Annotated in this window: 15 protein-coding genes and 1 riboswitch; of the genes, 12 read left to right on the forward strand and 3 right to left on the reverse strand. The window is 35.2% G+C overall.

Translation table 11 applies throughout. The annotated features are described in order from the left end of the window. Positions 1-15 precede the first annotated feature (15 nt). A riboswitch (SAM riboswitch) is annotated at positions 16-133 on the forward strand. A 316-nt stretch (positions 134-449) separates the two neighbouring features. From ABTV69_RS07315 to ABTV69_RS07350, 8 genes are all read left to right on the forward strand, one after another. After that, positions 450-1,454, forward strand: a complete 1,005-nt coding sequence (locus ABTV69_RS07315; RefSeq protein ID WP_433834973.1) for a homocysteine S-methyltransferase family protein — start codon at positions 450-452, stop codon at positions 1,452-1,454. Positions 1,455-1,481: 27 nt separating this feature from the next. Then, entirely contained in the window at positions 1,482-2,087 is a 606-nt protein-coding gene (locus ABTV69_RS07320) for a hypothetical protein (protein WP_433834975.1), read from the forward strand. Between the two features lie 143 nt (positions 2,088-2,230). Continuing rightward, the gene (locus ABTV69_RS07325; RefSeq protein ID WP_433834977.1) at positions 2,231-2,758 is read left to right on the forward strand and encodes a hypothetical protein; all 528 of its coding nucleotides are present in this window, start codon (positions 2,231-2,233) and stop codon (positions 2,756-2,758) included. A 111-nt stretch (positions 2,759-2,869) separates the two neighbouring features. After that, a complete protein-coding gene (metH, locus tag ABTV69_RS07330; protein WP_433834979.1) occupies positions 2,870-5,545 on the forward strand; it encodes a methionine synthase in 2,676 nt (891 codons plus the stop codon). A 156-nt stretch (positions 5,546-5,701) separates the two neighbouring features. Then, positions 5,702-6,658 (forward strand): methylenetetrahydrofolate reductase [NAD(P)H], encoded by a 957-nt coding sequence (gene metF / locus ABTV69_RS07335; RefSeq protein WP_338841432.1) that lies wholly within the window; start codon positions 5,702-5,704, stop codon positions 6,656-6,658. 281 nt (positions 6,659-6,939) lie between these two features. Further along, positions 6,940-7,593: a class I SAM-dependent methyltransferase gene (locus ABTV69_RS07340; RefSeq protein ID WP_433834981.1), complete on the forward strand. Its 654-nt coding sequence runs from the start codon at positions 6,940-6,942 to the stop codon at positions 7,591-7,593. Positions 7,594-7,700: 107 nt separating this feature from the next. Then, positions 7,701-8,924, forward strand: a complete 1,224-nt coding sequence (locus ABTV69_RS07345; RefSeq protein WP_433834983.1) for a dicarboxylate/amino acid:cation symporter — start codon at positions 7,701-7,703, stop codon at positions 8,922-8,924. Positions 8,925-9,004: 80 nt separating this feature from the next. Next, positions 9,005-10,405 (forward strand): pyridoxal phosphate-dependent decarboxylase family protein, encoded by a 1,401-nt coding sequence (locus ABTV69_RS07350; RefSeq protein ID WP_433834985.1) that lies wholly within the window; start codon positions 9,005-9,007, stop codon positions 10,403-10,405. 90 nt (positions 10,406-10,495) lie between these two features. Here ABTV69_RS07350 and ABTV69_RS07355 read toward each other — a convergent pair whose 3' ends face one another. Continuing rightward, complete coding sequence (locus tag ABTV69_RS07355) at positions 10,496-12,616, reverse strand: TonB-dependent receptor domain-containing protein (RefSeq protein WP_433834987.1); 2,121 nt, start codon at positions 12,614-12,616, stop codon at positions 10,496-10,498. A 396-nt stretch (positions 12,617-13,012) separates the two neighbouring features. Further along, positions 13,013-13,909, reverse strand: a complete 897-nt coding sequence (gene gldA / locus ABTV69_RS07360) for a gliding motility-associated ABC transporter ATP-binding subunit GldA (protein WP_433834989.1) — start codon at positions 13,907-13,909, stop codon at positions 13,013-13,015. 149 nt (positions 13,910-14,058) lie between these two features. Between gldA and ABTV69_RS07365 the strand changes: the two genes are divergently transcribed. Further along, positions 14,059-14,640, forward strand: a complete 582-nt coding sequence (locus tag ABTV69_RS07365) for an outer membrane beta-barrel protein (RefSeq protein ID WP_433834991.1) — start codon at positions 14,059-14,061, stop codon at positions 14,638-14,640. Positions 14,641-14,863: 223 nt separating this feature from the next. Next, positions 14,864-15,445, forward strand: coding sequence for an outer membrane beta-barrel protein (locus ABTV69_RS07370; protein WP_433834993.1), 582 nt, complete (start codon positions 14,864-14,866; stop codon positions 15,443-15,445). A 201-nt stretch (positions 15,446-15,646) separates the two neighbouring features. On the opposite strand, the gene metE is transcribed toward ABTV69_RS07370, so the two are convergent. Then, a complete protein-coding gene (gene metE / locus ABTV69_RS07375) occupies positions 15,647-17,968 on the reverse strand; it encodes a 5-methyltetrahydropteroyltriglutamate--homocysteine S-methyltransferase (RefSeq protein WP_433834995.1) in 2,322 nt (773 codons plus the stop codon). A 157-nt stretch (positions 17,969-18,125) separates the two neighbouring features. Between metE and ABTV69_RS07380 the strand changes: the two genes are divergently transcribed. After that, entirely contained in the window at positions 18,126-18,587 is a 462-nt protein-coding gene (locus ABTV69_RS07380; RefSeq protein ID WP_433834997.1) for an Lrp/AsnC family transcriptional regulator, read from the forward strand. An 82-nt stretch (positions 18,588-18,669) separates the two neighbouring features. Beyond that, complete coding sequence (locus ABTV69_RS07385; protein ID WP_433834999.1) at positions 18,670-20,016, forward strand: deoxyguanosinetriphosphate triphosphohydrolase; 1,347 nt, start codon at positions 18,670-18,672, stop codon at positions 20,014-20,016. The last annotated feature ends 48 nt before the right edge of the window (positions 20,017-20,064 follow it).

The raw sequence follows: 20,064 nt of genomic DNA on the forward strand, positions 1-20,064 counted from the left end.
CTTAAAATTTATTGTTCGTTATCACGAAAGGCGGAGGGATAGACCCGATGAAACCTTAGCAACCCTTTACTATAAAGAAGGTGCTAAATTCTACTTTTTACCGTAAACACACGGTATTTAAGATAGATAACACAAATACATTCTCGTATTTCTCAAAACTTTTCCAGACAACATACAAATAATTTACTAAAAGCAATTTTGGTAAGGAGCGAATCATTGGCGCATTTTTGCAGTCAATAGTTCCCGCTTTTCGTTGCAATCTTTTATCCGCCGCGGCGGACAAAAGGATTTCCACTTCAAACGGAGTTCACTGAACTCCTATGAAAAATAGAAATTAAGTGAAGTAATCGGGGCTAATGAGCCAGCAATAGTGCACTTTTGGAATTAATTAGAATTAAAAAACTTAGCATCTTAGAACCTTAGTGTCTTAGAATCTAAAAGAAAAAAATATGTCGATTACAATTCAAGAAGCAATAAAGAAAAATATCCTAATCCTTGATGGAGCAATGGGAACCATGTTACAGCGCTACAACTTCTCAGAAGAAGATTTCCGTGGCGAGCGTTTCAAAGATTTCCCGCATCCTTTAAAAGGAAATAACGATTTATTATCTTTAACACAGCCACAGGCAATTCGTGAGGTTCACGCTGCGTATTACGAGGCAGGTGCTGATATCGTAGAAACGAATACGTTCTCCGGAACTACAATCGGTATGGCCGATTATTTCATGGAAGATCTGGTTTACGAACTTAACTACGAATCGGCTAAACTCGCGAGAGAAGTTGCAGATGAATTCACAGCAAAAAATCCAGAAAAACCACGTTTTGTAGCCGGTTCAATCGGACCAACAAACCGTACCGCAAGTATGTCACCAGACGTAAACGATCCAGGTTACAGAGCCGTAACTTTCGACGATTTAAGAATTGCATACAAAGAGCAAGTCGAAGCTTTAATGGACGGCGGTTGCGATTTGCTTTTAGTAGAAACAATTTTCGATACATTAAACGCAAAAGCAGCACTTTTCGCAATCGAAGAAGTAAAAGAAGAACGCAATATCGATATTCCAATCATGGTTTCAGGAACAATTACCGATGCTTCAGGAAGAACACTTTCCGGACAGACAGTTGAAGCATTCCTGATTTCAGTTTCGCATATTCCGTTATTGAGTGTTGGTTTCAATTGCGCTTTAGGAGCCGATTTGTTGAAACCTTATTTAAAAACATTAGCGCACAACACAAGTTTTAATGTTTCAGCGCATCCAAATGCTGGATTGCCAAATGCTTTCGGACAGTACGATGAAACACCAGAGCAGACTCAGGCATTCATCAAAGAATATTTAGAGGATAATTTAATCAATATCATCGGTGGTTGTTGCGGAACAACTCCAGATCATATTCGATTAATGGCAGAAGTTGCGAAGGATTATAAGCCTAGAGTGGCGCCGGTTTTGGAATAATTATATTTAAGTTTTAAAAGAATTTTAATGAAAGTAGTTTTTATCGTAATTGGCGTAATTGTTATCTCATTATTACTTTTTGCTATATACAGATATATTGTTGTTAAAATTCAAAATAATAAACTAAATAAAATTAGACTTGAAAGAGTTGAACCTATATATGAAAAATTAAGGAAGAAAATAGAATTAAAGGAAGAAGAAGTTTTGCCTTTTGCTTCTAATATATTAACAAGAGAATCTACCTATCAATTGTTGAAGGAATTTAATAAAACAGAATTGTTTCCAGAAATTTATTATACAATTGAAAAAGGAGCGGAAAGCCATTTAGCAAATTGGCTTGAATTTCCTACTGAATTAGATTCTTGTCCAGACAAAATTGAACTAGAAGAAAAAGTCAGAATAGATTTTGATGGAAACAATGTGTTTTATTATGTATTTAAATTTTTAACTAATGAACCACATTGGGCGTCAAAAACTGGATGGATGTTTGGAGTAGTAGGGCCATATTTTGACGATAGCCAACCTTATGATTTTGCAGGATCTACTTTTAGTAGATTGACACCAAAAGAAAGTGAAATTTCTGCTCAAGATGAGGCAAAATGGGTTCATCAAAATATTGCAATGAGAAGATAATTTCTTATGAAACCGAGTTTGCGTGAGGGATAGAAGTGAAAAGCCCGCAGACCAAGGCAGTGAAACGGAATTGATTGAGGACTTGTGATGGATAGACCGGTTCGCTGCGGCGAATCGCACCCAAAATAAGATTATAATAAAGTATGAAGTTAAAATATTTAGGTTTAATAGTTTTTGTTTCGATTTTTTTTACTAGTTGTGCTTCGGGTGCAACTATTGAAGGAATGACAGTTAAAGATTATAAAACTGAAAAAAAAGTAGGAGATAAAATTTTCATTAAATCTGTAACAGGAGGAAAAAAAACAAATCCATTATGGACGTCGAAAATTTCTAATGAAAATTTTGAGGAAGCGTTTAAAAAATCAGTTGTCGAATCTGAAGTATTCTCGAAAATAACTTCTATAACAAATGATGATGATTGGGTTTTAGAAATTAATTTGGTTTCTGTTGATCAACCTTTTTTTGGTGCGACTTTTACAGTTAAAACAGCAATAGAATATAAGCTGTATTACCAAAACAAATTAATGTTTAGTAAGAATATTAAACAATCAGGAAGTGCTAGAACATCAGATGCTCTCATTGGGGTAAAAAGGCTGCGATTGGCTAATGAAGTTTCTGCAAAAAACAATATAAAAGAGTTTCTGCAATCATTAAATGAAATTGCTCCCTGATATTAATGTGAGTTTAATACCTACAAGGTTTTGAAAACCTTGCAGGAAAGAAATAAGAATAAAAAAAACTTAGAACCTAAGCCTCTCAGAAGCTTAGCAACTTTAAAGAAAATGACTGAAAAAAGAAGAGACCTTGTATTATCAGGATTAGAACCTTTGATTATTACGCCAGAAAGCGTTTTTGTAAACGTTGGGGAGCGTACGAATGTAACGGGTTCGCGAAAATTCCTTCGATTAATCAAGGAAGAGAAGTATGACGAGGCACTTGATATTGCAAGACAGCAGGTAGAAGGAGGAGCGCAAATCATCGATATCAATATGGATGAAGGAATGTTGGATGGTGTAACTGCTATGACTAAATTCCTAAACTTGATTGCTGCAGAACCAGATATTTCGAGAGTGCCGATTATGATCGACAGTTCGAAATGGGAAATTATCGAAGCGGGTCTGAAAGTAGTACAAGGAAAAAGTGTTGTAAACTCTATTTCGTTAAAAGAAGGAGAAGAAGCCTTTATTCACCACGCTAAATTAATCAAACGTTATGGGGCGGCGGCTATTGTTATGGCTTTTGACGAAGTAGGTCAGGCGGATAATTACGATCGTCGTGTGGAAATTTGTGCGCGTTCGTATGATATTTTGGTGAACAAAGTAGGTTTCCCTCCACAAGATATCATCTTCGATTTGAATATTTTCCCAGTGGCAACAGGAATGGAAGAACACCGTCTGAATGCACTGGACTTTTTTAGAGGAACAAAATGGGTTCGCGAAAACTTGCCACACGCACATATCAGCGGTGGTGTAAGTAACGTTTCGTTCTCTTTTAGAGGAAATGACGTTGTTCGTGAAGCGATGCACTCGGTGTTTTTATACCACGCCATTAAAGAAGGAATGACGATGGGAATCGTGAATCCGGAGATGTTGACAATTTACGATGATATTCCGAAAGATTTATTAGAACATGTTGAAGACGTAATTCTAGACAGACGCGACGATGCTACGGAGAGACTTTTAGATTTTGCAGAAAATGTAAAAGGCGAAGTAAAAAGCGACGAAAAAGCGATTCAGGAATGGCGTTTAGGATCGGTTCAGGATCGTATTACGCACTCGTTGGTAAAAGGAATCGATGCTTTTATTGAAGAAGATGTTGAGGAAGCACGTTTGGCAGCAACAAAACCAATTGAAGTTATCGAGATCAATTTAATGGCCGGAATGAATGTCGTTGGAGATTTATTCGGAAGCGGAAAAATGTTCTTGCCTCAGGTTGTTAAATCGGCTCGTGTAATGAAAAAAGCGGTGGCTTATTTATTGCCTTTTATCGAAGCAAGTAAACAAGCGGGCGACAAACAAGGAAATGGAAAAATCCTGATGGCGACTGTAAAAGGTGACGTTCACGATATTGGAAAAAACATCGTTTCTGTTGTTTTAGCTTGTAATAATTATGAGATTGTGGATTTAGGTGTAATGGTTCCTCCGGAGAAAATTATTGCAGCGGCAATCGAACATGAAGTAGACATTATCGGATTAAGCGGACTGATCACGCCTTCGCTTGACGAAATGGTGTATTTAGCCAAAGAATTAGACAAACAAGATATTAAAATCCCGATTATGATTGGTGGGGCAACAACTTCGCGCGCGCATACCGCCGTGAAAATTGCGCCTCAATACAGAGAAACTGTAATTCACGTAAACGATGCTTCGAGAGCCGTTACTGTTGCAGGAAATCTGTTAGATCATAACCGAAAAATATACGCAGCAGATATTCGTGCAGAATACGATTCTTTTAGAGAAACGTTCTTAAATCGTTCGAGAGATAAAAATTTCTTAACGATTGAAGATGCGCGTAAAAACAAATTACCATTGGATTGGAGCGAATATACTCCGGTGAAACCAAAAGTAATTGGTGCACAAACGATCGAAGTTGAATTGGATGTTTTGGTTCCGTATATCGATTGGACGCCATTCTTCCAAACTTGGGAATTGTATGGAAAATATCCTGCAATTTTAACTGATGAGGTTGTGGGAGAACAAGCAACTTCTGTTTTCAATGATGCTCAGGCAATGCTGAAAGTAATTTTAGAAGAGAAAAAACTTCAGGCAAAAGGTATTTACGGAATTTTCCCTGCGAATCAGGTAAATGACGACGATATCGAATTGCGTGATGAAAACGGAAAAGTTTTGGAGAAATTCTTAACGCTTCGTCAGCAGTCACAAAAAACGAAAGGCGCGCCCAATATCGCTTTAGCCGATTTTATTCTGCCAAAAGAAAGCGGAATTGAAGATTACATGGGAGCTTTCTGTGTAACCACTGGTTTTGGTGTTGATGAATGGGCTGCAGAATATGAAAAGAATTTAGACGATTATAATTCAATTATGGTTAAAGCGCTTGCAGATCGTTTTGCTGAGGCTTTCGCCGAATACCTTCACGAAAGAGTACGTAAAGATTTCTGGGGTTACGATTCTGAAGAATCTTTAACAAATGAAGAGTTGATTAAAGAAAATTATAAAGGAATTCGTCCAGCGCCAGGATATCCAGCTTGTCCAGATCACTTGGAAAAACCAACAATTTGGAAGCTTTTGGATGTTGAAAAACAAACAGGAGTGAAGCTGACAGAAAGTATGGCGATGTGGCCAGCTTCTTCGGTTTCTGGATATTATTTCGGAAATCCAAAAAGTAGATATTTCGGTCTAGGAAAAATAAAAGAAGATCAAGTTACAGATTACGCCAAACGTCGAAATGTACCGCTTGATTACGCAATGAAATGGTTAAACCCTAATATAGCAGATTAAAAATTAGTCATAAAGTCGAAAGTCGAAAGTCCGAAAGGAAAAGACTTTCGACTTTATAACAAGTTGAATCCTAATATAGCAAACTAATTAGCCCCAAGTCAAAAGTCCGAAAGGAAAGACTTTCGACTTTGGACTTTACAACTTTAAGACTTACTAATGAAAGTAACAGAACATATAGAAAACGCCAAAGGAAAAACATTATTCTCATTTGAAATTATTCCGCCTCAAAAGGGGAAAAGCATTCAGGAATTATACGATAATATTGATCCGTTAATGGAGTTCAATCCGCCGTTTATTGATGTAACGACTTCTCGCGAAGAGTATATTTACATTGATCGCGGTAACGGACTTTTGGATAAAAAACTGACTCGTATGCGTCCGGGAACGCTTGGAATCTGCGCTTCTATAAAACATAAATACAATGTGGACACAGTACCGCATTTGCTTTGCGGCGGTTTTACTAAAGAAGAAACCGAATACATGCTGGTTGACTGTCATTATTTAGGAATCAACAACGTAATGGCGCTTCGCGGTGACGCTATGAAAGACGAACAATCTTTCGTGCCAAAAGCTGGAGGAAATCATTATGCAATTGATTTAGTAAAACAAATCAAAGACCTAAACTGCGGACAATATCTGCACGAAGTAATCGATGCGGATAACAAAGCCGATTTCTGTATTGGTGTTGCTGGTTATCCAGAAAAGCACTTGGAATCTCCTTCTTTACAATCAGATTTAAAAAGATTAAAAGAAAAAGTAGATGCCGGAGCTGATTATGTAGTGACCCAAATGTTTTTTGATAACTCAAAATATTTTGCCTTTGTAGAAAAAGCAAGAGAAATGGGCATCACAATTCCGATTATTCCTGGAATTAAGCCAATTGCCGTTCAAAGACATTTACAAGTTTTGCCACAAATTTTCAGAATTGATTTACCAGAAGATTTAATCGATGCGGTAGACAAATGCAAAAATAATGCTGATATCAAACAAGTCGGAATCGAGTGGGCGATTCAGCAGTCATTAGAATTAAAAGCAGCGGGAGTTCCATTTTTACACTATTATTCAATGGGTAAATCTGAGAATATCCGCCAGATTGCTAGTCAGGTTTTTTAATTTTACACGCATAGAATTTTGTCAAAGTTTAAAACTTTGACAAAGTTGTCGGCACATTTTGTCATTTCGACGAAGGAGAAATCTCCGTTGCTAAATCGACAAAGATTGAAAAACTTTACGGAGCTACGTGCGAAGATTTCTCCTTCGTCGAAATGACAAGATTGTGGAGGATGAAGACTAAAATCTTTGTCAAAGTTTTAAACTTTGACAAAGTTATTCACGTTTTGTTTGTAAATTGGAATTTGGATTTTTGTTAAATTTGGAATTTAAACCTTGTTATCATGAAAAATGAAGAATTACAAGCCATTGCCTCTCAATTAAAACATCCTTCAGGAGAAAAAGGAATTGAAATGGGAAATATGATGAACGAAACGAACATCAATATGACCAAACATTCCATTCAAAATTTAAATATTTCGGCAGCAAATAAAATTCTAGAATTAGGTCACGGAAACGCTGGTCATGTGGAATTTCTTTTTGAACAAGCAGAAAACCTTAAATATTACGGACTCGAAATGTCTGAATTGATGTTTCAGGAAGCACGCCAAATCAATAGAAATTTTGTTTCTCAAAAACAGGCTTTCTTTTCTCTTTATGACGGAAACGCAGTTCCTTTTGAAGATGAATCTTTCGATAAAATATTCACCGTAAATACCATTTATTTTTGGCAGAAGCCAGAAGAATTGCTTTCAGAAATCTACAGAGTTTTAAAACCAAATGGGAATTTCTGTTTGACCTTTGCTGAAGAAGATTTCATGAAAAAATTACCCTTTACTCAATTTGAATTTGAGCTTTACAGCACCGAAAAAGCACAGAAATTAATTGAAAAAACAGCTTTTAAAATAGTTTATACCGAAACGCAGACTGAAAAAGTAAAAAGCAAAACTGGCGAATTGGTTGACAGAGCTTTTACTACAATTGTTTTAGAAAAATAGGAATTAATTTTTTGCCACAGATTATACGATTCCAAATGGTTTTTAATCTGTGTTAATCTGTGAAATCTGTGGCTAAAAATACTAACTTATAGTCTCTCTAAAAATTTATGGAAATTAAAAAAATCAATTTTCTACAAAGTTACAGCAGTATACTACTACTTCTTGGAGGTATTATAGTTGGGAGTATTTTTGGATTAGTTTTTGGAGAAAAAGTGCTGGTTATAAAGCCAATTGGAGATATCTTTCTGAATTTGCTTTTCACAGCTATTATTCCGTTAATCTTCTTTACAATTGGTTCATCGGTTGCGAATTTGGAACAAAAAGAAAAGCTTGGTAAACTATTCGGAATAATGATTTTGGTTTTCCTAAGTACGCTTTTGATTTCAGCAATTGTAATGATTTTTGCAGTTTATCTTTTTCCAATTCATCAGGATATTGCTGTTGCGAAAGTCCCTTTCGAAGAAATTAAATCAGGATCTGTTGGAGATCAGATTGCGCAATTGGTTACGGTAAATGATTTTTCCGAATTATTATCTCGAAAAAGCATGTTGGCGCTCATTATATTTTCATTTTTAATTGGTTTTGCTACTTTACAATCTGGAGAAAAAGGAAATGCTTTCAAGAGTTTTCTCGATTCAGGAAATGAAGTCATGAAGCAATTGCTGAATATCATCATGAAATTTGCACCAATAGGTTTAGGAGCTTATTTTGCTTATCAAGTTGGTATTTTCGGGCCGCAGTTATTTGGCGTTTATGCAAAACCAATGGCAGTTTATTATGCCGCTTGTATCTTTTACTTCTTTACATTTTTCAGTTTATATGCTTTTATAGCGGGCGGGAAACGAGCTTTCAAAGTTTTTTGGAGCAATAATATTGCGCCATCTTTAACTGCAGTTGGAACCTGCAGCAGCATCGCAACCATTCCAGCAAATCTAGATGCGGCACAAAAAATGGGAATTCCGGTGCATGTTCGAAATTTGGTGATTCCACTTGGTGCGCCTTTGCATAAAGACGGTTCGAGTATGTCCTCCATTTTAAAAATTACTTTTTTGTTTGCCATGTTTGGAAAGGATTTCACAGAACCTTCAACGATTCTTTTGGCATTAGGAATTACGGTAATTGTTTCTATAGTCGAAGGCGGTATCCCTAATGGCGGTTATATTGGAGAAGTTTTAGCCATTACCGTTTATGGTTTTCCAATGGAACAAGCGTTGCCCGTTGCGATGATTTTAGGAACTTTAGTGGATCCAATTGCTACATTATTAAACGCTAATGGCGATGTGATTTCTTCGATGTTGGTATCTCGATTCTCGGAGAAAACAAAGTGGTAGAACACTTTTTTAATAGACATTTTTTTATAAACCTAATTATATCTGTGCAATCTGCGCAACATAACTAATACAACAAACTTATGAATTCAATATTACAGCAAGACCTTAACGATTTTGAAAATATTTTAGAAAAAACAAAACAACAAGGGGTTGATTTTCTGAATGATATCGAAAACGTTCCGACTTCAAACACATATACAATTGATCCAAAAACGACTTTAAACGAATTAGGATTAGGTTCTCTTGATGCTTTAAAAGAGTTTAACGAAAGATTGGCACCGCTGATGGTTTCGTCATCTGGACCAAGATATTGGGGATTTGTAACAGGGGGCTCTACTCCAGCGTCTATAGTGGGCGATTGGCTCTCATCTGTTTACGACCAAAATACTCAGGCTATAAAAGCACAAGGCGGGGCATCAGCATTAATAGAATTTGAAACAATCAATTTATTGCTGCAACTTTTAGATCTTCCAGATACATTTTTAGGCGGATTTGTTACTGGCGCTACCATGTCAAATTTTACTTCGCTTGGAGTTGCAAGACAATGGTTCGGGAAACAATTTGGAAAAGATTTTGCCAAAAATGGAATTTCAGAAACAGTTAATATTCTAACGGCGACACCGCACTCTTCTTCAGTAAAATGCTTGTCACTTTTAGGAATTGGAAGCCAGAATTATACCACTGTAAAAACCGTCGAAGGAAATCGTGAAGCACTTGATATTGCTGATTTAGAAGAAAACATCAAGAAGTTAAACGGAAAACCTTTCATTCTAATTTCGAGTGCAGGAACGGTAAATACAGCCGATTTTGATGATTTTGAAGCAATTGCATTGCTAAAAGAGAAATACAATTTCTGGTGGCATATTGACGGCGCTTTTGGAGGTTTTGCAGCGGTTTCAGATAAATACAATTATTTGGTAAAAGGTTGGGAGGGTGCAGACAGTATCACAATTGACTGTCATAAATGGCTGAATGTGCCTTATGAAAGTGCTTTCTTCTTAACAAAAAAAGAGCATATCAACTTGCAGATTGAAACATTTCAGAATTCTAATGCTCCATATTTAGGAAATGCATTAGAGAATTTCAATTATTTAAATGTGCTTCCTGAAAATTCTCGTCGTATGCGTGCGCTTCCAGCTTGGTTTTCGCTTAAAGCGTATGGAAAAGAAGGATTTAGAGATATTATCGAGAGCAGTGCCGCATTGGCTTTGCATTTTGGGAACGCTTTAATAGAGAACGATTTTGAGCTTTTAGCGCCAATCCGTTTAAATAATGTTTGCTTTACGCTAAAGGGAGAACATAATCAGGAAAGAGTGAGCGATTTTTTAGCAACTTTAAATGATACTGGAAAAGTATTCATGACACCGACAGTTTATCAAAATAAAAAAGGAATTAGAGCTTCTTTTGTAAATTGGCGAACTACAGAAAATGATATTAAACTTGTAATTCAGGAAATGCGAGAAGTACTTTCTGATTTGTAAACTTTATAAAAGTAGAAGAGCCTGTTTGAAGGAACAGGCTCTTGACTAACACAAAAAAAAACAAAAAACAAGGTATTTAAAGAACGAATTTTATATGCGGTATGTAAATGCAATTGTCGCGATACGATTGTCTAGATCATATCTTTTATCAATAGTAGTTTGCGCAACTGCGGATTTAATATAGAAATTGTTGGTATTGAAAACATCAGTAAAGTTGAGTTTGATGCTTCCTTTTTTAGCTAAAACTTGTTTTGAAATTCCGATACTGAAATCAAAGAAACCATCTCTTTGATAAATTCCAAGATTAGATTTTGACTGATATTGAGCGTTTCCTTCCGCTTTCAAAGTTTCGGTTATAGTAAAAGAATTTTGAACGCTTAGATTTATAGTCATAATAGGATCAATTGTATTGCTGTTTAAAATATTGCCCATAAATTTATTTTCAAAGACATTGAATAAAGTGTTTACCGACCACCATTTATTTAGCTCTGAAGTGTTGGTAATATTAACTCCGTAATTGTATGATTTATCAACGTTAATTTCTGTTGTAACCGTTGTATTGGTGTCTGGATCATAATTGTACACTTCTGTGAAAACATCTTTAGTGCTGTTAAAATAAACAGAGGCCATAAAATTACTTTTCCAAGCATAACCAATTTCCATAGCATGCGTAATCTCTGGAATCAAGTTTGGATTTCCTTGCGAATAATTGAATGAATCATCATAGAAACGAAACGGATTCAAATCAAACTGACTTGGTCTATTGATTCTTTTACTATATGAAGCATGAGCAGAATGGTTATTTGTGAATTCATACTTTAAAGAAAGACTCGGAAACCATTTCAAATAGTCATCCTTATGTTCTTCATTTAAAGTTTTCTGATCGATATTGATTGCCGTGTATTCGCTTCTTAAGCCAGCCTGAATATTTAATTTTTCTAACTGATATTTGTAATTCGCATAAGCGGCATATATCTGTTCGTTATATTCAAAATGATTGGTCGAATTAAAATCGATCTTCCATTCGTTATTTTCGTAATATTCGTAAACTGACGGATTATCATTATTTTTAATGCTAGCTTTAAAACCCCATTCAATAGATTGTTTTTCCTTAAACGGATTTACAAAATCGACTTTTCCGGTAAAGACTTTTAATTGCGACGGAATATAACCGCGACGGTCGTTTACAACAGTGGCATTTGCAGTATTATCGGCACTTTGAAATTGATTTGATCTAAACTTCGACGTTTCATATTCAAAATCAAAAGCCATATTTTTTCCTTCGTCATTAAATTTATGCGTTCCAGAAAACGCATAAGTATAATCAAACCATTTTTCTTTGCTGTCATTATAAGTCAAAGCATCAAAAATAGGCTGATTGGAAGTATTAAAAACCGTATTCGTACCATCAGCCCTATTTTCATAGCGTCCGATTTTGGCATCAACATAAACCTCTAGATTGGTTTTGGCCGAAACTTCATATTGTGTTCCAACTTTGAAATTATTAGAAGTCAAAGGCTCGTCTGTAATCGAAGTTTGGTGATTTGTAGAAGCAATTTGCTGATGTGAAAGGTCAGTATATTGCGTCTGGTTGAACGTTTTGCGTTCTTCTTCACCACGGAAAGTATAACTGTAATTTCCGAAAACGCCCCATTTGTCTTTATTATAACTTAAATTAAAACCAGAATTAGTTCTATTTTTTCGTCCTCTTCCGTAACTCGCAAAAGCAGTACCTTTTAAACCTTCAGCATTTGGTTTTTTAAGAATGATGTTAATAATACCAGCCTTTCCGGCCGCATCATATTTAGAAGAAGGATTGGTAATTACTTCAATTTGTTTGATGTTAGAAGAAGTTGTTGCCTTTAAATAATTAGCTAATTCCTTTTGAGAAAGCTGTGTCAATTTACCATTGATCATTACGGCAACACCTTGCTGTCCGCGAATTGACAAATCGCCATCTTGAGACACAACAACGCCTGGCGCACGTGATAAGGCGTCAAGCGCGGTCCCGCCTTCAGAAACGATGCTGTTTTCTACATTAAAAACAAGGCGATCTGATTTTTGAGTGTAAAGTACTTTCTTTTTACTAATCACAATTTCATCTAAAGCATTAATAGTGGTTTCAACAATACTATCTGTTTCTTTTTCTGTTTGAGAATATCCCTCAAATGCCGAAAAAGCAATCATAAGGGAGGTTATAAATTTTTTCATGTTGTTTCAATTTGGCAGAATCTAAACCGAGATTTAGAACATAATCTTTTGTAGTTTTTTTTAAATCAGAATTTATTGCAGTACAATTTGTTCTAATTGGTCTGAAAACCTTTTTTGAAGATTTTTCGCTTGATTTGAAACAACAGAAATAAGTTTTTTAAGCATAAGGAGGATACGTAACATACCGTGGCATTTAAAATTTGATTTGCCAAATATAACACTATTTATAACAAGTCTAAATAAAAATAATAATTATTTTTTTAGAGAAAGCTTTAATTTGTTGATTTTTAGGGAAGAGAATAAAAAATAAAAATGAAAAAGCGGTTTGTTTTATTTAAAACAAACCGCTTTTCTACCTGAAAACCGTCCCGATAGCTATCGGGAGAGACTTAGAACTTATTTAGTAATTTCTCTAAAAACAGCCTCTAGATTTTTATTCTTTTGATTCAATTGTAAAGTCTTTAATCCATTTTCGTTGGCAAAGTCAAAAATAGCTGGTCGCATATCCTTTTCTGTAACAAAAGTTAGTTCCCATGTCATGTCATGCGTATTTACGTACGAAGAAATATTTTCTAGTTTAGCCAAAAGCTGTTCTTCTATTTTGTAATCGAACTCAACTTCAATAACTTGCTCCTTATCTGTTGTAACCAAATGGTCTAATTTATTGTCTGCAACGATCTGTCCTTTGTCAATAATTATGACACGATCGCAAATTGCTTCGACTTCTTGCATGATGTGTGTCGATAAAAAAACAGTTTTATTTTTTCCTGCATTTTTAATCACATTACGAATTTCCATTAACTGATTCGGATCCAGACCTGTAGTTGGTTCGTCTAAAATTAAAACTTCTGGATCGTGAAGCAAAGCATTTGCCAATCCAACGCGTTGGCGATATCCTTTAGAAAGTTGTCCAATCTTCTTATGGCTTTCTGGTGTCAGTCCTGTCAGTTGAATTACCTCTTCGATTCTCGATTTTGGCACGTTGTAAACATCAGCATTAAATGCCAAATATTCACGAACATACAAATCCAAATACAGCGGGTTATGTTCCGGTAAATATCCGATCGAGCGCTGCACTGCTTTGGCTTCTGACATGACATCGTGACTGTTTACAAGGGCTGAGCCTTCATCTGCCAATAAATATGTGGTCAAAATTTTCATTAAAGTAGATTTCCCAGCTCCATTTGGACCTAAAAATCCAACAATTTCTCCTTTTTCAATTGAAAATGAAATTGAATTTAATGCTTTTTGTGTTCCGTAACTTTTTGATATGTTGTTTACTTCTATCGACATTGACTTTTTATTTGCTACAAAAGTAACGAGAAATAGTTTCGATTGCTACATTTTGCCTTTTAAAGTATTTCTTAAAAAAAACATAAAGGTGCCAATTCACGGCATTGTTGTTGTTAAGGGAATGCTAAAATTAAAATAATACCCAAATCATGAAAAAAATTTTAGTGATGGCTGCTTTAGCTATCTGCAGTTTTGCAAAGGCACAAAAAGGAACAATCTTAGTAGGAGGTAACATCGGATACACTTCTGAAAAATCAGAATTCAGATTTAGTGAAGACAAAGCAAGTACTTTTACTTTTTCTCCTAAAGTAGGTTACCAATTTCACGAAAACTGGACAGTTGGAGGTGAACTTTCTTTAAGCACATCTGATGTTGATAATGCAGATGTAAAACGTAAAGATAACAAATTTAGAACTGGTGGTTTTGTACGTTATACAAAATCATTAGGACAAACTTTTTCTGTTTTTGCAGATATGGGAGTTGGTTTCCAAACTGAAAAAAACAAAATCTATACTAATGCAAACAATTATGTAAGATATAAAGGAGACGGTGCTTATGTAGATGTAACTCCAGCGCTTTTCATTAACATGAAAAAAGGTTTTGGTCTTAACTTCAGTATTGGTGGTTTAGGATACGAAACATTAAGCTTTGATGATAACGGAGAAGATTACAGCAATTTCTATTTTAACTTCGGTAAAACATTCAATATCGGAATCTCTAAAAACTTCTAATCTAAGTTTATATATTCAATTTCAGAAAGCGCTCCATTGGAGCGCTTTTTTTTGGACTAATGTAAATTTAATGTTTGTTTTTTTTTGTAATAAAATACGCATTTGTTATTAAGATGTTTTGAGTTGATTAAGTAACTGTAAATATTTGATTTCTGGATTATTATTGATGGTTTGGTGGCATCGTTGTTGGTTAATACTTACAAAATTTAAATTAAACACTATTATGAAAAAAATGCTACTTATTCTTGCATTGTCAGTTTTTGGCTTTGCAAATGCTCAAAAGGGAACAGTTTTAGTTGGTGGGAATATTGATTATACTACTCGAACAGTTGAAACTCCAACAGGAAAAATAAAAATGAATACTTTTGATTTTTCGCCTAAAGTGGGGTATCAGTTTCACGATAATTGGACAGCAGGAGCTGAATTTACCATTGGTTCGTCAAAACAAGATGCTCTGATGAATGAAGTTAAAAATAATGCTTACAAAGTAGGGGCTTTTGTGCGGTATACTATGCCATTAAATGAAACCTTTTCTGTTTTTGCAGATTTAGGTGCAGGATTTCAGAATCTTAAAGGTAAAGTTTACGATCAAGGCAATCTTACTTCAGAAAGTAAAGCAAATGGTTTTTATACAGATTTAACTCCAGCTCTTTTTATTAATATGAAAAAAGGTTTTGGATTAAATTTCAGTATTGGAGGATTAGGCTATACGTCTTACAGTTATGATAATGTGGATATTGATGAACGTTCTTTTTACCTCAATTTTGGTAAAACAGTAAGTGTAGGAATTTCTAAAAACTTCTAGTTTTATATTTTTAATAAAAGAGGAAAGCGCTCCAGTTGGAGCGCTTTTTTCTTGCTTAAAGTTCTTTTGAAAACTAAAACTCGTTTTGAAAACGAAAATCTTCTGCTTCTAAAAATAATACCAATAGAATGAAGCCGAACCGAATCATAACTAATATTCAGCCTCATTTATTGGCATAAAAAACAAAAATTATCTAAGGTATTAAGTCACAGGATTTTCTACGGCCGCACGCATGTCTTGGGCTGCGGCAACCATTTCGATTAAGGCTTTTTTGGTTTCCTCCCAATGGCGGGTTTTTAATCCGCAGTCTGGATTTACCCACAGCTGATCTATTGGAATTACGTTGGAAGCTTTTTCTAACAAACGAATCATTTCGGCACTGGAAGGAACGCGAGGCGAGTGGATATCGTAAACTCCAGGGCCAATTTCGTTTGGATATTTAAAGTTGGCAAAAGCATCTAAAAGTTCCATTTGAGAACGCGAACATTCGATTGTAATAACATCGGCATCCATGTCGGCGATATTTTGGATAATATCGTTGAATTCGCTGTAGCACATGTGTGTGTGAATTTGCGTATCGTCATTTACACCACTTGCTGAAATTCTGAAAGCGCGAACCGCCCAATCTAAATAGTTTGCCCATTCTTCTTTTCGTAACGGAAGACCTTCGCGAATGGCAGGTTCATCGATCTGAATGATTTTGATCCCAGCTTTTTCTAAATCGACAACTTCGTCACGAATTGCCAAAGCAATTTGCGTACAAGTTTCAGAACGAGGCTGATCGTTACGTACAAACGACCATTGTAGAATCGTTACAGGACCTGTCAACATTCCTTTTACCCATTTTGGAGTTAAAGATTGTGCGTATTGCGACCATTTTACTGTCATTGGATTTGGACGAGAAACGTCTCCATAAATAACTGGAGGTTTTACGCAACGGCTTCCGTAACTCTGAACCCAACCGTTTTTGGTAAAAGTAAATCCGTCCAATTGTTCTCCGAAATATTCTACCATGTCGTTACGTTCAAACTCACCATGAACTAAAACGTCGATTCCAGTTTCTTCTTGAAAACGAATTGTAGCTTCGGTTTCTTTTTCGATTAAATCATTGTATTGTTGAGCGGTTAATTCGCCTTTTTTGAATTTAGCTCTCCAGCTTCTCACTTCGGCTGTTTGAGGAAAAGATCCAATTGTGGTTGTTGGGAATAATGGCAATTTTAAAGCTTCGATTTGGCTTTTTCTTCTTGTGGCAAAAGCACTTTTTCGCTGATCATCTGAAGCTGTAATTCCTGCAACGCGAGCTTTTACTTCGTTATTATGAATTAATTTTGAAGTTTTACGGTTCTCATTTGCCAGAACATTTTCTTTGTACTCTGCTGAATTTTCAGTGTTTACTTCATTAGAAGCAAATTGTTTTAAAAGTACAATTTCGTTGATTTTCTGTTTAGCAAAAGCCAGCCATTGCTTGATTTCTGGCGTAAGCGTTTCGTCGTTTGTCTCCAAATCTAAATCGCACGGACTGTGAATTAAAGAGCAAGAAGGTGCAGTTAAAATTCGGCTTTCGCCTAAAGCATCAGTCGCTTTTTTGATTAATTCTAATGATTTTTGGAAGTCGTTTTTCCAAATATTTCTTCCGTCAACTACTCCCAAAGAAAGATTTGCGTTTGATGCCAATTTTCCAGATTCTAAAATATCATCCAATTGAAGCGGACAACGAACTAAATCTAAATGGAAAGTGTCAACTGGCAAAGCCAAAGCAGTCTCTAAGTTCTCTCCAAAACAATCAAAATAATTCGCTAAAATGATTTTAAGTTTCGGAAAACGTTGGTTGATTTCGTTGTACACTTTCGTGAAAGCGTTTCTATCTTTATCCGTTAAATTTAAAGCCAAGAAAGGTTCGTCTAGCTGAATATATTCGGCATTTTCAGCTTGCAGTTTTTCTAGAATTTCGAAATAAACAGGAAGTAAAGCATCGATAAGATCAATTCTATTAAAACCTTCTTCTTTTTCTTTTCCTAGTAATAAGTACGAAACAGGTCCAATTAAAACCGGTTTTGTTTTAATTCCAAGAGCGTTTGCTTCTTTAAATTCATTGATTATTTTTTCTGAAAACAACTCAAACTTTTGGTTCTTTGTGAATTCAGGAACAATGTAATGGTAATTGGTATCGAACCATTTTGTCATTTCCATAGCCACAACATCTTGTCCGTCTTTTTGAGATCCTCTTGCCATAGCAAAATACAAATCTAAAGACGAATTGCTTTTTGCCAGTTCATGATAGCGAGCTGGAATTGCTCCAAGAGTCAAAGTCCAATCTAAAACTTGATCGTAAAAAGAAAAGTCATTTGAAGGAATTAAATCAACTCCTGCTTCGGCTTGTAATTTCCAGTTTTTTAGACGAATTTCTTTTCCAGCACCTATAAGTTCTTCAGCAGAAATTTTCCCTGCCCAGTACAATTCAGATGCTTTTTTGAGTTCTCTGTTGCTGCCAATTCTTGGGTAACCTAAGTTGTTTGTTTTCATTTTTGATTCAGTATTTTTTACTGAGCAAATTTACATTCTTGGTTTTTATAACTTATATTTGAAGTTTATTTTAGTAAAATGTATTATTAAATGTGTTTTTAAAAGATTTTATTACGGTTAAAATCTTTTAAATGAACTTTTAGCCGTAAAAAAAACTATGGAAAACTTAGATAAAACCGATTTGTTGATCTTGAAATACCTTCAAGAAGACTGCAATATCAATACAAAAGATCTTGCGAGTAAATTATTTCTAACTGTGACGCCAGTTTATGAACGAATTAAAAGATTAGAAAGAGATGGATATATTACTAAATATGTCGCGCTTCTAGACAAAAAGAAAATGAATCGCGGCATGACGGTTTTTTGCAATGTGCGTTTAAAAGAACATGCTAAAAATGTTGGAAGCAATTTTGTAAAAGATATTGTGGCGCTTTCAGAAATTATAGAATGTTATAATATTGCCGGTGATTACGATTTTATGCTCAAGATTTTGGTCCAAGATATGGCTAGTTATCAGGATTTTGTAATGAACAAATTGTCAACGATAGAAAACATAGGAAATACGAACAGTATTTTTGTAATGGGAGAAATTAAACATAGTACTGCATTGGAATTTTAAAGGAGAAGATAATCTTAAAATAAAACGTATTTTTGAAGTCTCGATGAATATAAAATCATCATCTAATATCTAAAATTGAAAAATGAACTGGGAACAACTTCTATCATTAAAACGTCAGGGAGATACAAGCAAAAGATTACGTGTAGAACAAGATGATACGCGTTTGGGATTTGAAGTCGATTACGACCGAATTATATTTTCTGCCGCTTTTAGAAGTTTACAAGATAAAACACAAGTCATCCCGCTTTCTAAAACCGATTTCGTTCATACGCGTTTAACGCACAGTTTGGAAGTTTCTGTTGTTGGGCGTTCGCTTGGACGTTTGGTAGGGAAGAAGATTTTGGAAAAATATCCTTACCTAAAAGAAGTTCACGGTTATCACATGAACGATTTTGGGGCTATTGTAGCGGCGGCTTCATTGGCGCACGACATCGGGAATCCGCCTTTTGGACATTCTGGTGAAAAAGCAATTGGTGAATATTTCTCTATCGGAAATGGGCAGCAATATAGAAACCAGCTGACAGACAAACAATGGCAAGATTTAATTGATTTTGAAGGAAACGCTAACGGATTTTCGGTTCTAACGGCAAGCCGTCCAGGAATTGAAGGCGGACTGCGTATTTCGTATGCTACTTTGGGAGCGTTTATGAAATATCCAAAAGAAAGCCTTCCGAAAAAGCCAACCAATAATATCGCCGATAAGAAATATGGTTTCTTTCAGTCTGATAAATTATTCTTTGAAGAAGTAGCCAAAGATATGGGAATGATTGCCAATAAATCTGGAGAGGATATTGGCTTTGAAAGACATCCTTTAGCCTATCTAGTTGAAGCTGCTGATGATATTTGCTACACGATTATTGACTTTGAAGACGGAATCAATTTAGGTTTGGTTTCTGAGGATTTTGCTTTAGAATATTTGATCAATCTAGTAAAAGATAATATCGGAGTTTCTAAATATAAGTCGCTAACTACAAAAGAAGATCGTATCAGTTATTTGAGGGCTTTGGCAATTGGAACTTTAATTAATGATGCTGTAAATGTTTTTGTTGAAAATGAAGAAGCTATTCTGGCAGGAAACTTTCCGTATGCTTTGACAGACAAAAGCAAATACAAAGCTCAGATGGATGATATTATCAAACTAAGTGTGGAGAAAATCTACCAAAGCCGAGAGGTAATTGAAAAAGAAATTGTTGGTTATCAGATTATTCAAACGCTGTTGGATAAATTCATTACAGCTTTCAATAATAAATATGAAGGCACTGCGTCAAATTATGATAAATTGATTTTGAAAATGTTGCCAGAAAAACATCATTTGGATAAGACTAATTTGTACGAGCGTCTATTGCATATTTGCCATTATGTTTCATTATTAACAGATGGAAATGCGCTTGAATTGTACGAAACGATTCAAGGACAGAAAAAACGATAAATAAAAAAGCTTCTTTCAGAAATGTTCTAAAAGAAGCTTTTTTTTATA

It is taken from the genome of Flavobacterium anhuiense (assembly GCF_050990855.1).
Taxonomy (GTDB): domain Bacteria; phylum Bacteroidota; class Bacteroidia; order Flavobacteriales; family Flavobacteriaceae; genus Flavobacterium; species Flavobacterium anhuiense_C.